General features: G+C 70.1%; 10 protein-coding genes. 6 read left to right on the top strand and 4 right to left on the bottom strand.

Going from position 1 to position 14,811, the window contains the following annotated elements:
• Window positions 1–24: 24 nt before the first annotated feature.
• On the bottom strand, window positions 25–963 hold the full coding sequence (locus ACQKIP_RS10885; protein ID WP_365864842.1) for a CAP domain-containing protein: 939 nt from the start codon (window positions 961–963) through the stop codon (window positions 25–27).
• Between the two features lie 131 nt (window positions 964–1,094).
• Between ACQKIP_RS10885 and ACQKIP_RS10880 the strand changes: the two genes are divergently transcribed.
• The 4 genes from ACQKIP_RS10880 (at window position 1,095) to ACQKIP_RS10865 (ending at window position 7,518) form a co-directional block, all read left to right on the top strand.
• Window positions 1,095–1,376, top strand: coding sequence for an acylphosphatase (locus ACQKIP_RS10880; RefSeq protein WP_365864783.1), 282 nt, complete (start codon window positions 1,095–1,097; stop codon window positions 1,374–1,376).
• A gap of 383 nt (window positions 1,377–1,759) precedes the next feature.
• On the top strand, window positions 1,760–1,963 hold the full coding sequence (locus ACQKIP_RS10875) for a hypothetical protein (protein WP_190084741.1): 204 nt from the start codon (window positions 1,760–1,762) through the stop codon (window positions 1,961–1,963).
• A gap of 318 nt (window positions 1,964–2,281) precedes the next feature.
• Window positions 2,282–5,845, top strand: a complete 3,564-nt coding sequence (gene smc / locus ACQKIP_RS10870) for a chromosome segregation protein SMC (protein WP_365864781.1) — start codon at window positions 2,282–2,284, stop codon at window positions 5,843–5,845.
• Between the two features lie 248 nt (window positions 5,846–6,093).
• On the top strand, window positions 6,094–7,518 hold the full coding sequence (locus tag ACQKIP_RS10865; protein WP_365864779.1) for a sugar porter family MFS transporter: 1,425 nt from the start codon (window positions 6,094–6,096) through the stop codon (window positions 7,516–7,518).
• Window positions 7,519–7,562: 44 nt separating this feature from the next.
• On the opposite strand, the gene ACQKIP_RS10860 is transcribed toward ACQKIP_RS10865, so the two are convergent.
• Together ACQKIP_RS10860 and ACQKIP_RS10855 are read right to left on the bottom strand one after the other, a co-directional pair.
• Complete coding sequence (locus tag ACQKIP_RS10860) at window positions 7,563–8,543, bottom strand: LLM class flavin-dependent oxidoreductase (protein ID WP_365864777.1); 981 nt, start codon at window positions 8,541–8,543, stop codon at window positions 7,563–7,565.
• A gap of 90 nt (window positions 8,544–8,633) precedes the next feature.
• Window positions 8,634–10,094: a purine-cytosine permease family protein gene (locus ACQKIP_RS10855; protein ID WP_365864775.1), complete on the bottom strand. Its 1,461-nt coding sequence runs from the start codon at window positions 10,092–10,094 to the stop codon at window positions 8,634–8,636.
• Between the two features lie 384 nt (window positions 10,095–10,478).
• Here ACQKIP_RS10855 and ftsY point away from each other — a divergent pair, with 384 nt between their 5' ends.
• Window positions 10,479–11,687 (top strand): signal recognition particle-docking protein FtsY, encoded by a 1,209-nt coding sequence (gene ftsY, locus ACQKIP_RS10850; RefSeq protein ID WP_365864773.1) that lies wholly within the window; start codon window positions 10,479–10,481, stop codon window positions 11,685–11,687.
• A 135-nt stretch (window positions 11,688–11,822) separates the two neighbouring features.
• On the opposite strand, the gene ACQKIP_RS10845 is transcribed toward ftsY, so the two are convergent.
• Window positions 11,823–12,485 (bottom strand): bifunctional DNA primase/polymerase, encoded by a 663-nt coding sequence (locus tag ACQKIP_RS10845; RefSeq protein ID WP_365864771.1) that lies wholly within the window; start codon window positions 12,483–12,485, stop codon window positions 11,823–11,825.
• A gap of 433 nt (window positions 12,486–12,918) precedes the next feature.
• Here ACQKIP_RS10845 and ACQKIP_RS10840 point away from each other — a divergent pair, with 433 nt between their 5' ends.
• Window positions 12,919–14,394 (top strand): transcriptional repressor NsdA, encoded by a 1,476-nt coding sequence (locus ACQKIP_RS10840; RefSeq protein ID WP_365864769.1) that lies wholly within the window; start codon window positions 12,919–12,921, stop codon window positions 14,392–14,394.
• Window positions 14,395–14,811: the final 417 nt, after the last annotated feature.

The raw sequence follows: 14,811 nt of genomic DNA, 5'->3' as shown, positions 1-14,811 counted from the left end.
TGCGGGTCAGCGGGGCCGACGGCTCTAGAAGCCGAAGTCCTGCGTCCACCAGGGGCCGCCCGGTGCGAAGTGCGCGCCGACGCCCAGGGTCTTGTAGTCGCAGTTGAGGATGTTGGCGCGGTGGCCGGGGCTGTTCATCCAGGCGTCCATCACCGACTGGGCATTGGCCTGGCCGCGGGCGATGTTCTCGCCGCCCAGATCCGATATCCCGGCCTTTTCGGCGCGGTCCCACGGGGTCGCGCCGTCCGGGTCGGTGTGGTCGAAGAAGTCGCGCTCGGCCATGTCCGCGCTGAAGTCCCCGGCGAGCGAGGCAAGGGCGGCGTCGGCGCGGACGGGGGAGCAGCCCGCCTTGGCCCGCTCTTCGTTGACCAGGGTGAGCACCGCCGCCTCGGCCGCGCTCTCGGCGGACGGCGACTTCGACGCGGCCGGCGGAGCCTTGGGCTTCTGGGCGGGCGTGCGCGAGGGAGTGCTCGGGGCCGGGGTCTTCTTCTTCTCGTCGGCCCGGGGCGCGGGGGCCTTGGTCGACGGCTTCTTCGAAGGCTCGGCCGAGGGCTTCTCGGTGGTCTGCGAGGGGGTCGGGTCCGGGGCGGAGGGGCGCTCGGAGCCGCGGCTCGGCGGGGCGGACTCGCGGTCGGCGGTGCCGGTGTCGCCGCCCTGGGGGGCCACGTCGCTGGGGGTGGTCGCGGCGCGCACCTTGTTCGAGTCGCCGCCACCGCCCAGGGAGTAGTTCTCGGCGCCGGGGACGAGGCCGGAGGCGACGGCCACGGCGCCCATCGCGACGGCCGCGGACACGCCGAGCAGGCCGGTGCGCACCGGTGCGGAGCGGCGGCCCTTGCGGCGGTGCGACACGGTGGCATGGCCGGTCTCCGCGCTACCGGAGATCCCGTCCATGTACGCGTCAAAGCCCTCTGTGGCGCGGCCGGCGGCGGCTGCCCCTGCGCCGGAGCGTCGGTGGCGTCCCATCTCCTGGCCTTCCTCGTACTGGCGGTCAAAGTGGCTCACCCATACGAGTGAGGCTCATCGAGTCGGGACTGTACGCGATGGCGCATGGGGACGAAGTGCTCCGAGAGCAATTGGCCGGTTAGCGTGCACCCATGAACGAAGAAGTCAGACTCACGGCCTGGGTGCGTGGCCAGGTGCAAGGCGTGGGTTTCCGCTGGTTCACGCGGGCCAAGGCGCTGGAGATCGGCGGCCTGAGTGGTTTTGCTCTCAATCTGGACGACGGCCGTGTGCAAGTCGTCGCCGAGGGGCAGCGCGCGGGCGCCCAGGGACTGCTCGACTGGCTGCGGGAGGGCGACACACCCGGCCGCGTCGACGGTGTGACTGAGATCTGGGACACGCCGCGCGGGATCTACGACACATTCGCGATTCGCTGACGGAGAGCTGCCGGGCGGACCTGCCGGGGAGGGGTCCCGGCCACTGCCCGGGGCAGAAAATGCCTGGTGGTTGCCAAGAACGGCATGTCGTGGCAGGCTCCCCCGTGCAGGATGATCGACACGCCCCCAGGGCCCCGCAGCAGAGGCCGCGCCGCCGTTTCCACGGCCGCAGGCCCCCGGGTTGCCCGCCAATACGGGGCGTGATCGTGTTGACCGTCAAACTTTTTGGTGAGACTCTGGAACCCCCGCGCACCTTAGCTGTTTGGCATGTGAGAACGGCCAGCAAGACCCAGCATGAACAACGAGTGCCAAGCACCGCGGGTGCGATTCCCTCACGACCCACACCGCTTCGGTCGGTCACTCATTGTGGAGGACCATCCATCATGGCAAAGGCGCTTCTCGGTTACGTCGGCGGTTCCGACCCGCGACTTCTCGCCGAGATGCGACGGCTCCAGCAGCGTGTCCAGGACCTGGAATCCGAGCTCACCAAGATCCAGGCCGAGAACGACGCGCTCGCGGCTGCCGCTTCTCACGAATCGCTCCTCGAGAGCCTCGACGTACCCCAGGCGGAGCCTGCGCTCACCTGACCACTACCCACCAAGGCGCATTCCCCGCAGGCTGCGTGACGCTTCAGCGCGGTGACGCACTCACCTCGACGCGGTGATTCAGCAACGCGGACATTCAACGCGGTGACGCACTCTTCGCCCTGCGGGATGCCTGTTAACGCTCATGGTCCGGCTGCCCATGTCAGCCGCTTGTCCAGATCTGCAAGGGACGCTTCGGCGTCCCTTCTTTCTTGGCGCCGCGGCCGTCTTTCTTGTCGCTGCGTACGTCGCTTCCTTATCGTCTGATGTGCCCTGCATCTTCCTGGGTGAAACGGTCAGTGAAAGGTAGAGTCCGGCGGCGTGCACCTCAAGGCCCTGACACTGCGCGGTTTCAAATCCTTCGCGTCCGCCACGACGCTGAAGTTCGAGCCGGGCATCACCTGCGTCGTCGGACCGAACGGCTCCGGCAAGTCCAATGTCGTGGACGCGCTGTCCTGGGTCATGGGCGAACAGGGCGCCAAGTCGCTGCGCGGCGGCAAGATGGAGGACGTCATCTTCGCCGGCACCACCGGGCGCCCGCCGCTCGGCCGCGCCGAGGTGTCCCTGACCATCGACAACTCCGACGGCGCCCTGCCCATCGAGTACGCCGAGGTCACCATCACGCGGATCATGTTCCGCAACGGCGGCAGCGAGTACCAGATCAACGGCGACACCTGCCGGCTGCTCGACATCCAGGAGCTGCTCTCCGACTCCGGCATCGGCCGCGAGATGCACGTCATCGTCGGCCAGGGCCAGCTCGACGGCGTACTGCACGCCGATCCCATGGGGCGCCGCGCCTTCATCGAGGAGGCCGCGGGCGTTCTCAAGCACCGCAAGCGCAAAGAGAAGGCGCTGCGCAAGCTCGACGCGATGCAGGCCAACCTCGCCCGCGTACAGGACCTGACCGACGAGCTCAGGCGCCAGCTCAAGCCCCTGGGCAGGCAGGCCGCCGTCGCGCGCAGGGCCGCCGTGATCCAGGCCGACCTGCGCGACACCCGCCTGCGGCTGCTCGCCGACGATCTCGTACGTCTGCGGGACGCGCTGCGCACCGAGGTCGCCGACGAGGCGGAGCTCAAGCGGCGCAAGGACAGTGCCGAGGCCGAGCTGAAGAAGGCGCTCCACCGGGAGGCGGAGCTGGAGGACGAGGTGCGCCGCCTGACTCCGCGGCTCCAGCGCGCGCAGCAGACGTGGTACGAGCTGTCGCAGCTGGCCGAGCGGGTGCGCGGCACGGTCTCGCTCGCCGACGCCCGGGTCAAGAGCGCGACCGCGGCGCCCCCGGAGGAGCGGCGCGGGCGTGACCCCGAGGACATGGAGCGCGAGGCCGCGCGGATCCGCGAGCAGGAGGCGGAGCTGGAAGCGGCCCTCGAAGCGGCCGAGCACGCGCTTGAGGACACCGTCGGCCACCGTGCCGATCTGGAGCGGGAGCTGGCGGTGGAGGAGCGCCGGCTCAAGGACGCGGCGCGGGCCATCGCCGACCGGCGTGAAGGGCTCGCCCGGCTGAACGGCCAGGTCAACGCGGCACGTTCGCGGGCGGCTTCCGCGCAGGCCGAGATCGACCGGCTCGCCGTGGCGCGGGACGAGGCGGGTGAGCGCGCGGTCGCAGCACAGGAAGAGTACGAGCAGCTGAAGGCGGAGGTCGACGGGCTCGACGCCGGTGACGCGGAGCTCGGCGAGCGGCACGACGAGGCGAAGCGTTCCCTCACGGAGGCCGAGGGCGCGCTGACCGCCGCCCGGGAGGCGGCCACCGCCGCCGAGCGCAAGCGGGCCGCGGTCGCCGCCCGGCACGAGGCGCTCGCGCTCGGCCTGCGGCGCAAGGACGGCACGGGGGCGCTGCTCGCCGCCAAGGACCGTCTGACGGGGCTGCTCGGTCCGGCGGCGGAGCTGCTCTCGGTGGCTCCGGGGTACGAGGTGGCGGTCGCGGCGGCGTTCGGCGCCGCGGCGGACGCGATCGCGGTGGCCACCCCGGCGTCGGCGGCGGAGGCCATCCGGCTGCTGCGCAAGCAGGACGCGGGGCGGGCCGCGCTGTTGCTGACGGGAGCACCGGACGCCGGGCCCGGTGACGTACGCCCCGCAGGTGCCGACGGGCCGCCGCTGGTGGCCGAACTGGTGCGCGGGCCCGACGAGTTGATGCCCTCGGTGCGGAGGCTGCTGCGGGGCATGGTCGCCGTCGGCACGCTCGAAGACGCCGAGGACTTCGTCTACGCCCACCCAAATCTCACCGCCGTCACCGCCGAAGGCGACCTGCTGGGGGCGCACTTCGCGCACGGCGGCTCCGCCGGGGCGCCGAGCCTGATCGAGGTGCAGGCATCCGTCGACGAGGCGGCCGCCGAGCTGGAACAACTCGCCGAACAGTGCGAGGAGTTGGCGGGCGCCCAGCAGGACGCGGGCGAACGGCGCAAGGAGGCCGCCGCGCTCGTCGAGGAGCTGGGGGAGCGCAGGCGCGCCGCCGACCGGGAGAAGTCGTCCGTGGCGCAGCAGCTCGGCGCGCTCGCCGGACAGGCGCGGGGTGCCGCCGGTGAGGCGGAGCGCAGCGCGGCCGCCGCCGCCAAGTCGCAGGAAGCGCTCGACAAGGCGGTCCAGGACGCCGAAGAGCTGGCCGAGCGCCTCGCCGTGGCGGAGGAGGCACCGGCAGAGGAGGAGCCCGACACCGGAGTACGGGACCGGCTCGCCGCCGACGGGGCCAACGCCCGGCAGACCGAGATGGAGGCCAGGCTCCAGGTCCGTACCCATGAGGAGCGGGTCAAGGGGCTCGCCGGACGTGCCGACTCGCTCGACCGGGCCGCCCGCGCGGAGCGCGAGGCACGCGCGCGTGCCGAGCAGCGCAAGGCCCGGATGCGGCACGAGGCCGCGGTCGCCGGGGCCGTCGCCGGCGGTGCGCGGCAGCTCCTTGCCCACGTCGAGGTCTCTCTCGTACGGGCGCAGGAGGAGCGGGCCGCCGCCGAGCGGGCCAAGGAGGTGCGGGAGCGGGATCTGACCGCCGAGCGGAACCAGGGGCGCGACCTCAAGGCCGAGCTCGACAAATTGACGGATTCAGTCCACCGCGGCGAGGTACTCGGTGCCGAGAAGCGGCTGCGGATCGAGCAGCTGGAGTCGAAGGCACTGGAGGAACTCGGTGTGGAACCGGCAGGTCTCGTCGCCGACTACGGCCCCGACCAGCTCGTGCCGCCCTCGCCCCCCGCCGAGGGCGAGGAGCTGCCCGAGGACCCGGAGCACCCGCGCAACAAGCCGGTGCCGTACGTCCGCGGCGAGCAGGAGAAGCGGCTGAGGTCAGCCGAACGGGCGTATCAGCAGCTCGGGAAAGTGAACCCGCTGGCCCTTGAGGAGTTCGCCGCACTGGAGGAGCGCCACAAGTTCCTCAGCGAGCAGCTGGAGGACCTGAAGAAGACGCGGGCGGACCTCCTTCAAGTCGTCAAGGAGGTCGACGAGCGCGTCGAGCAGGTCTTCACCGAGGCCTACCGGGACACGGCCCGTGAGTTCGAGGGCGTCTTCTCGCGGCTCTTCCCGGGCGGCGAGGGGCGGCTCATCCTGACCGATCCCGACAACATGCTCGCCACGGGCGTCGACGTCGAGGCCCGGCCGCCCGGCAAGAAGGTCAAGCGGCTCTCGCTGCTCTCCGGCGGTGAGCGGTCGCTCACGGCCGTCGCGCTGCTCGTTTCGATCTTCAAGGCACGGCCCAGTCCCTTCTATGTGATGGACGAGGTCGAGGCCGCGCTCGACGACACCAACCTGCAACGGCTCATCCGCATCATGGAGGAGTTGCAGGAGGCCTCGCAGCTCATCGTGATCACGCACCAGAAGCGCACGATGGAGGTCGCCGACGCGCTGTACGGCGTCTCCATGCAGGGCGACGGTGTCTCCAAGGTCATCAGCCAGCGGCTTCGCTAGCCCTTCACCGGCCGGCCCCGGTCCTGCACCGACCTTCACCGGCCCCCTTCACAACTTCAACACTTGAACGAAGCCTGCCTCGGGAGTGCCTGAATTTCACAGGAACCCAGGTCTTGACTTCGAAACTTGAAGGCATAGTCTCTGCAACGTTGCTTTTACCTTCAGGTGGTGGGCGGCGCGAAGTTGTGCGCCACTTGAAGTGCTCACCCCCACCCCCGGCGATGTTGCCGGTGGCCCGAGGAGTCCATGTGACCAGCACAACGAAGGCGCCGCAGCCCGGAGGCAGAGAGGCCCACCCGGACCATCTCGGCCATGTCATCTTCATCACGGCAGCCGCAGCGATGGGTGGCTTCCTCTTCGGCTACGACAGTTCGGTGATCAATGGCGCCACCGTCGCCATCCAGCACCGCTTCGACGTAGACGCGAACATGCTCGGCTGGATCATCGCCACCGCACTGCTCGGCTGTGCCGTCGGTGCCGCGGTCGCCGGGCGCATCGCCGACCGCATCGGCCGCATCCGCTGCATGCAGATCGCCGCCGTCCTGTTCGCCGCGAGTGCCGTGGGCTCCGCCCTGCCGTTCGCGGCGTGGGACCTGACGGTGTGGCGCTTCATCGGCGGCATCGGCATCGGTATGGCCTCCGTCATCGGCCCGGCCTACATCGCCGAGGTGGCTCCCCCCGCGTACCGAGGCCGTCTCGCCTCGTTCCAGCAGGCCGCGATCGTCATCGGCATCGCCGTCTCCCAGCTGGTCAACTGGGGCATCCTGAACATGGCCGACGGCGACCAGCGCGGCAAGCTCCTGGGCCTTGAGGCCTGGCAGCTGATGCTCGGCGTCATGGTCATCCCGGCCGTCCTCTACGGCCTGCTCTCCTTCGCGATCCCCGAGTCGCCGCGCTTCTTGATCTCCGTCGGCCGTGACGCCGAGGCGAAGAAGGTGCTCGGCGAGGTCGAGGGCACCGGGATCGACCTGGACGGGCGCGTCGCCGAGATCGAGGAGGGCATGCGCCGCGAGCACAAGTCCTCGTTCAAGGACCTGCTCGGCAAGGTCGGCTTCCTGCCGATCGTCTGGATCGGCATCGGGCTCTCGGTGTTCCAGCAGCTCGTCGGCATCAACGTGATCTTCTACTACTCGAACCAGCTGTGGCAGTCGATCGGCAAGGACCCGAGCAGCTCGTTCCTGTACTCGTTCGAGACGTCGATCGTGAACATCGTCGGTACGGTCATCGCGATGGTCTTCGTCGACCGCATCGGCCGCAAGCCGCTCGCCATCATCGGCTCGGCGGGCATGGCGCTCGCGCTCTTCACCTGCGCCTGGGCGTTCTCCTACCGCACGGGATCCGGCGACAACGTCTCGCTGCCGAACGCGCAGGGCCTGACCGCGATCATCGCCGCCAACGCCTTCGTGCTCTTCTTCGCCCTCTCCTGGGGCGTGGTGGTCTGGGTGCTGCTCGGCGAGATCTTCCCGAACCGGATCCGCGCCGCGGCCCTCGGTGTCGCCGCCTCCGCCCAGTGGCTCGCCAACTTCGCGATCACCAAGACGTTCCCGAGCATGTCCGAGTGGAGCCTGACCGGCTCGTACATCATCTACGGCGCCTTCGCCGTGATCTCGATCCCCTTCGTCATGAAGTTCGTCAAGGAGACGAAGGGCAAGACCCTGGAGGAGATGGGCTAATCCCCGCTGCCCCTCCTTCGAGGAAGCTGCCCCGGTTCGAGGACCTATTCCTTGAGCCGGGGCAGTACGTTTTCGCAGAAGTGGTGCAGGCTGCGCCAGCCCTCGTCCACCGGCATCCCGCCCGACAGCGGGTGCAGCACGAGATTGGCGGCGCCGCCCTGCACGTACGCGACGCACTCGTCGGGCGTCAGGACGCGGTAGACGCCCTCGGCGCGCAGCTCGTCGACCGTGGTGGCGGCGGACTTCACCGCCGAGCGGATGTCCTTGGACTGCCAGGAGGCGTAGGTGCGGGCCTCGTGCAGGAAGTGCTCGCCGTGCTCGGCCCAGGTGCGGTCGGGGTCGTCCGCGATGTGCAGGAGCGGGGTCTCGGCCGCGGGCATCATGGTCCAGCCCTCGGTGCCGTACTCCGCGAGGCGCTCGTTGTAGTACGCCTCCAGGTCCGGCAGATGGGCGCTGGGGAAGAACGGCAGGCCCAGCCGGGCCGCGCGCCGGGCCGCCGCCTGCGATGAGCCGCCGACCAGGAGCATCGGGTGGGGCCGGGTGAACGGGCGCGGGGTGACGCGTGCGGTGCGGCCGCGGAACTCGAAGGGCTCGCCGGTCCAGGCCTTGAGCAGGGTTTCGAGCAGCTCGTCCTGGAGCTTGCCGCGGCGCTTCCACTCGACGCCGAACGCCTCGTACTCGGCGGGCCGGTAGCCGATCCCCGCCACCGTCACCAGACGCCCGCCGCTGAGCAGGTCGAGTACGGCGATGTCCTCGGCCAGCCGCAGCGGATCGTGCAGCGGGCCGATGATCGCGGAGACCGTGACCGCGATGCGCCGGGTCGCGCCGAACACGGCGCCGGCGAACGTGAAGGGCGAGGGCAGCCAGTTGTTCCCGACGCCGTGGTGTTCCTCGGTCTGCACGGTGGAGATGCCCCGGTCGTCCGCGTAGGCGGCCATCTCCAGGGCGGCTTTGTAGCGGTCGCTGAGCGAGGCGGGCGTGGCGTCCGGTTCGACGAGGTTGAAGCGTACGACTGTGACGGGCATGGGAAACGTCCCCCTTCACCGTGGGCGGCGAAGGGGGACGCTAGCTGACGTGGTGTCAGATGAGAAGTATCCGGGAGGAGCTGATCCGGATCAGGCCGAGACCAGTTCGCTCTCGCCGCCGCCCTTGCCCTCGCGGCCCCCGGGACCCTCGGGCGTCTCGACGGCGGGGTTCCTCGGAAGCACCGCGTACAGCGCGGCGGCGATGAGGATCGTGGCGAGCCAGCCCAGGCCGTTGCGGCCGACCCAGGACGTGGCGAGCGGGCCGCTGAACCAGTCGACCTTCGTGAAGAGCAGCCCCGCCACCAGGGCGATCGCCCACGCGGTCATGGCCTGCCAGGCGAAACCGGCCTTGTACCAGTAGGCGCTGGTGCGCGTGGTGTCCATCAGGGCTTCGCCGTCGTACGTCTTCCTGCGCAGCATGTCGATGCCGAAGACGCCGATCCAGGCGGAGAACGCGACCGCGAGCAGCGTCAGGAAGGAGATGAACGAGCCGATGAAGCTGGTGGCCACGTTCATCAGGAGGTAGCCGAAGATCAGGCTGATGATGGCGTTGATCGACACGGCCCAGGTGCGCGGGACCTTGATGCCGAGCGTCATCGCGGTGAAGCCCGCGGAGTACATCGACATCGAGTTGATCAGGAGCATGCCGATCAGGGCCATCAGCAGGTACGGCACCGCGATCCACGTCGGGAGCAGCTCGCCGAGGAAGGAGACCGGGTCGGACGCCTTCGACAGGCTCGGCGTGCTGACCGCCATGACCGCGCCCATCAGGACCATCGGCACGACGACGATGCCGGCGCCGCCGATGGCGTTGCCCACCAGGGCCTTGTTGGAGGCGTTGCGCGGGAGGTAGCGCGTGAAGTCCGGGCCGGTGGGGACCCAGCTGATGCCGCCCGCGGCGATCGTGCCGATGCCCGCGATCATCGCCGCGGTGGATCCCGCGGACCGCGAGAAGACGTCGGACCAGGGGGTGTTGGCCACCAGGTAGACCAGGACGAGCACGCTGAACGCGCCGAAGAGGTACGTCGCCCAGGTGTTGCAGATGTGCAGGACCTTGCGGCCCAGGCCGCTGATCAGGAACGTACAGGCGACGAAGGCGACCAGTGTCACGACCGTCAGCCACGTGCTGGACTTCACGCCGAAGCAGATGTCCAGGACGGTGATGATCGCGTACGCGCCCGTCACCGCGTTGATCGTCTCCCAGCCCCAGCGCGCGACCCAGATCAGCGAGCCGGGGAAGAGGTTGCCGCGCTGGCCGAAGACGGCGCGCGAGAGCGTCATGCCGGGGGAGCCGCCGCGCTTGCCCGCGATGGAGATCAGACCGACCAGGCCGTAGCTGAGGATCGGCGAGACGAGCGCGACGACCAGGGCCTGCCAGAAGTTGAGGCCGTTCGTCGCGATGCCCGCGCCCATGGTGAGCAGCAGGACGCTGATGTTGGCCGCCACCCAGGTGGGGAACAGCTCGCGGGTCCGGCCCGTGCGCTCGGAGTCGGGGACGGGCTCGAGGCCGCGTGTCTCCAGGGCGCCTTCGGTTTCGGCGGTGGTGCTCATGGGGTGGGGTCCGTGCCTCTCGCTCGGATCGCAACGCCGCGATCCGTCCGTGGGGGTGATCGGGTTGGACTCTACGCGCGTTGATGCGGGGAGCTCTATCGTACTTTAATCCGAGTAATAGCCACTATTGGGTCACGTGATTCGTGGGATCAACCAAAGCGGGGCGTGTGCGGCCCACCATATGAGCCGCACACGCTCCGGGTACGTCCTGTGCGTACCGACTCACACTCACTCCTGATACTGGGTGAGTTGTGACTCCGCCCCGAAGGGCTTCTCGCCGACGCGAGGTCTGGCGACGGGCCAGCCCGGCCCGCAGGACACTGGGCCCCGCACAGGTAACGCATCGGGGCGCTTGAGGTCACGCTCGCGCATACTGGTTGGGTTATGGAAATCGTCATCCTTGCTGTAGTCATCGCCGTGGTCGTGATCGGCGCGCTCGGCGGGCTCGTGGTCGGCAGCCGCAAGAAGAAGCAGCTGCCGCCGAAGGCCCCGTCCTCGACGCCCACCATCACCGCTCCTCCGGCCGAGCCGCATGTCGGCGACGAGGCCGAGACGCCGCGCGACGAACCGCGCCGCACGATCGAGGAGGTGGAACTCCCGCTCGCCGAGCCCTCGGCGTCGGCCCCCGTCGTCATCGAAGAGCCGGCCGCGCCGGAGATCGAGACCCCGGAGCCCACGGCAGGTCGCCTGGTCCGCCTGCGCGGCCGGCTCTCCCGCTCGCAGAACGCCCTCGGCAAGGGGCTGCTCACGCTCCTTTCCCGCGAGCACCTGGACGAGGACACGTGGGAGGAGATCGAGGACACGCTCCTGACCGCCGACGTCGGCGTCGCGCCCACCCAGGAGCTGGTCGAGCGCCTTCGCGAGCGCGTCCGCGTGCTCGGCACCCGTACCCCGGACGAGCTGCGCACCCTCCTGCGCGAGGAACTCGTCACGCTGGTCGGCCCCGACTTCGACCGCACGGTCAAGACGGAGTCGGGCCTGGAGACGCCCGGCATCGTGATGGTCGTCGGCGTGAACGGCACCGGCAAGACCACCACCACCGGCAAGCTCGCCCGCGTCCTGGTCGCCGACGGCCGGTCGGTGGTCCTCGGTGCCGCGGACACGTTCCGCGCGGCCGCCGCCGACCAGCTGCAGACCTGGGGCGAGCGCGTCGGCGCGCGCACGGTCCGCGGCCCCGAGGGCGGCGACCCGGCGTCGATCGCCTTCGACGCGGTCAAGGAGGGCATCGCCGAGGGTGCCGACGTCGTCCTCATCGACACCGCGGGCCGGCTGCACACCAAGACCGGCCTGATGGACGAGCTCGGCAAGGTCAAGCGCGTCGTCGAGAAGCACGCGCCGCTCGACGAGGTGCTGCTCGTCCTGGATGCGACGACCGGGCAGAACGGCCTGGTGCAGGCGCGGGTCTTCGCCGAGGTCGTCGACATCACCGGCATCGTCCTCACGAAGCTGGACGGCACCGCCAAGGGCGGCATCGTGGTCGCCGTTCAGCGGGAGCTGGGTGTGCCGGTGAAGCTGGTGGGTCTCGGCGAGGGGGCGGACGATCTGGCGCCCTTCGAGCCGGAGGCTTTCGTGGACGCGTTGATCGGCGAGTAGCGCTTCCGGACTTCCGGACTTCCGTGCTTCCGCGGGAAGCGGTCCGGCGCCGCGGGGCTTCCGGGCGCCGCGCACGAAAGAAATGCCCCACCCCGGGGTGCAGCCGGGGTGGGGCATTTCGTGTGCGGGCGGCGCCTACGCCGGAGAGCGGTGTGCCACGTACGCCAGAGTCCCGAGGATCAGCCGTGCCTGCGGCGGATGCGTCGCCGAGTCGAGATCGGGGGCGCGCAGCCAGCGCACCGGGCCGAGGCCCGCGTGGTCGGACGGCGGAGCCGTGAGGTGGTGTCCGGGGCCGCGGCCGTGCAGGTCGAGGCCCGCGTCGTCCCAGCCCATGCGGTAGAGCAGCTGGGGGAGTTCGGCGGCGGCGCCGGGGGCCACGAGGAAATGCGCCCGGCCGTCCGGGGTGGCCGCCACCGGGCCGAGCGGCAGGCCCATGCGCTCCAGGCGGACCAGGGCCCTGCGTCCCGCGGTCTCGGCCACCTCCAGCACGTCGAAGGCGCGGCCCACGGGAAGCAGCACGGCGGCGCCGGGGAACTGGGCCCATGCGTCGGTCACTTCGTCGAGCGTCGCCCCGGCGGGGACCTCGGGAGCGAACTCCAGCGGATGTGCGCCGGGCGCCGCGCAGTCGTCCGCGCCGCAGGAGCAGCGGCCGTCCAGGGCGCGTGCGCCGGGGACCGCGGCCCATCCCCACAGTCCGGTGTACTCGGCCACCGCGGTGCAGTCCGAGGCGCGTCCGCGCCGTCGAGAACCGGTGCGGGGCTTGTCGATTCCCCGGATGCCGCCGATCGTGAAGCCCATGCCCCCTCCAACGGGTCGAGCGCGGTGTGGTTACGTGACGGAATCGGATCGTGACCCTGTGCTTTTGTGCGGGCGCCCGATGACTGAAAGGGGGTGCGCTCGGTCATGCGCGCCCTCAAGTGCTCCCTTCCGCCCACCCTCGGACGTCCACTGTCAAGTGAATCGCTTGTTGCGGAGCGGGAGTTCATTCGAAGGGGTGGCGAATGGTGGCGTTTCCGCGATCGCCCTCGCCGGACGGGTGATCGTAGGATTACTTTCAGTACACGGAGCCTGAATGCCGTGCACTCGTGGGTATGCCGGAGGCAAGTCGGTTTCCTGTTCGATGGGTGACGTTCTCCGGACGGAGAGCCGCAGTGCGCGGCATTCTGGTAGGGCTTGGCTAGGGCTTGGCCCGGGATCGTGCATAAGTGTCTTGAGGGATGGGGGCGTTCCAGTGGGCGGCAATGGCGGAAGTGGTGCGAACGCTGAGAAGCGCCCCAACGAACTGCTCAATTCCTGGTTCATGCGCAGCGGCTGGTCGAAGGGCGAGCTGGCGCGCCAAGTGAACCGCAGGGCACGGCAGTTGGGTGCGCACCACATCTCCACCGACACCTCGCGCGTACGGCGGTGGCTGGACGGCGAGAATCCGCGCGAGCCCATCCCGCGCATCCTCTCCGAGCTGTTCTCCGAGCGGTTCGGCTGCGTCGTCGCGGTCGAGGACCTCGGGCTGCGCGCCGCGCACCAGTCACCCTCCGTCTCGGGCGTCGACCTGCCGTGGACCGGCCCCCAGACCGTCGCGCTCATCAGTGAGTTCTCGCGCAGCGACCTCATGCTGGCCCGGCGCGGCTTCCTCGGCACCTCGCTCGCGCTCTCCGCGGGCACCGCCCTCATCGAGCCCATGCAGCGCTGGCTCGTCCCCGGACCGACCAGCCCCGTCGGCGACCCCGAGCCGCCCACCCCGTCGCGCAGGCCCGGCCGGCTCTCCAAACCGGAGCTCGACCTCCTGGAGTCCACGACGGTGATGTTCCGGCAGTGGGACGCCCAGTGCGGCGGCGGGCTGCGGCGCAAGGCGGTCGTCGGCCAACTGCACGAGGTGACGGACCTGTTGCAGGAGCCCCAGCCCGAGGCCACGTCCAAACGGCTCTTCAAGGTCGCCGGCGAGCTGGCCGAGCTGGCCGGCTGGATGAGCTATGACGTGGGCCTCCAGCCCACCGCCCAGAAGTACTTCGTGCTCGCCCTGCATGCCGCGAAGGAAGCCGGCGAGAAGCCGCTCGGTTCGTACATCCTCTCCAGCATGAGCCGTCAGATGATCCACCTCGGGCGGCCCGACGACGCGCTCGAACTGATCCACCTCGCGCAGTACGGAAGCCGGGACTGCGCGAGCCCGCGCACCCAGGCCATGCTGTATGCGATGGAGGCCCGTGCCTACGCCAGCATGGGCCAGCCCGGCAAGTGCAAGCGTGCCGTGCGCATGGCCGAGGACACCTTCGCCGACGCGCTGGAGTTCGACGAGCCCGAGCCCGACTGGATCCGCTTCTTCTCCGAGGCCGAGCTGAACGGCGAGAACGCCCACTCGTTCCGTGACCTGGCCTATGTCGCGGGCCGCAGCCCCACGTACGCCTCGCTCGCCGAGCCCGTCATGGAGCGCGCCGTCGACCTCTTCGGCAAGGACTCCGAGCACCAGCGTTCGTACGCACTGAACCTCATCGGGATGGCCACGGTCCACCTGCTCCAGCGCGAGCCGGAACAGAGCACGATCCTCGCGGGCAAGGCCCTCACCATCGCCAAGAAGGTGCGCTCCGAGCGGGTCAACACCCGCCTGCGCAAGACCGTGGACACGGCCGTGCGGGACTTCGGCGACAACGCCGACGTCGTGCAGCTCACCGAATTGCTCGCCGTCGAGATGCCGGAAGCCGCGGAGGCGGTCTGACGGCGCCCCACCGGAACTCCGGCCGCGGCCGGCCCATCCCGAACTGCCCGACTCGGCTCCCCCATGCCAGGTCAATCGGATGGCCGCCGCGGTCGGTTCTTGCCGTGTGCGCAGGGTAGGAAACCGCCCCCTGCCTGACCCGGCAGTTCATGGACGCGTAACACGTACGACCTCTTCGTCACTGCGGCGAAACATCGAGGGGCGCCCCCTGAAACGGCGCTGGGCCAATCTCATGGCGCATAACGGCCCACCCCCTCAAGGGGCTGCCGTCACACCCCCGTCTGCCGCGCGACGCCATGCACGCACTCTCGCCGCACCGGGCGCAGACCCGAGTACGTCCAGTACGCGGGTCTACGCCCGGCGCGCCGAGAGCACGCACCTGACGCCGCGCGGCCCGCCCTCCGGGCGGACGACGGG

The sequence above is a fragment of the Streptomyces sp. NPDC059900 genome (assembly GCF_050270335.1).
Lineage (GTDB): Bacteria > Actinomycetota > Actinomycetes > Streptomycetales > Streptomycetaceae > Streptomyces.
Note: the sequence above shows the minus strand (reverse complement) of the source record. Positions and strands in the feature narration are given on the sequence as shown.

Bases quoted from the DNA above. Each gene is read 5' to 3' on its own strand.
- ACQKIP_RS10885 (WP_365864842.1), bottom strand. From the start codon at position 963: ATGGGACGCCACCGACGCTCCGGCGCAGGGGCAGCCGCCGCCGGCCGC.
- ACQKIP_RS10880 (WP_365864783.1), top strand. From the start codon at position 1,095: ATGAACGAAGAAGTCAGACTCACGGCCTGGGTGCGTGGCCAGGTGCAA.
- ACQKIP_RS10875 (WP_190084741.1), top strand. From the start codon at position 1,760: ATGGCAAAGGCGCTTCTCGGTTACGTCGGCGGTTCCGACCCGCGACTT.
- ACQKIP_RS10860 (WP_365864777.1), bottom strand. From the start codon at position 8,543: ATGCCCGTCACAGTCGTACGCTTCAACCTCGTCGAACCGGACGCCACG.
- ACQKIP_RS10855 (WP_365864775.1), bottom strand. From the start codon at position 10,094: ATGAGCACCACCGCCGAAACCGAAGGCGCCCTGGAGACACGCGGCCTC.
- ftsY (WP_365864773.1), top strand. From the start codon at position 10,479: ATGGAAATCGTCATCCTTGCTGTAGTCATCGCCGTGGTCGTGATCGGC.
- ACQKIP_RS10845 (WP_365864771.1), bottom strand. From the start codon at position 12,485: ATGGGCTTCACGATCGGCGGCATCCGGGGAATCGACAAGCCCCGCACC.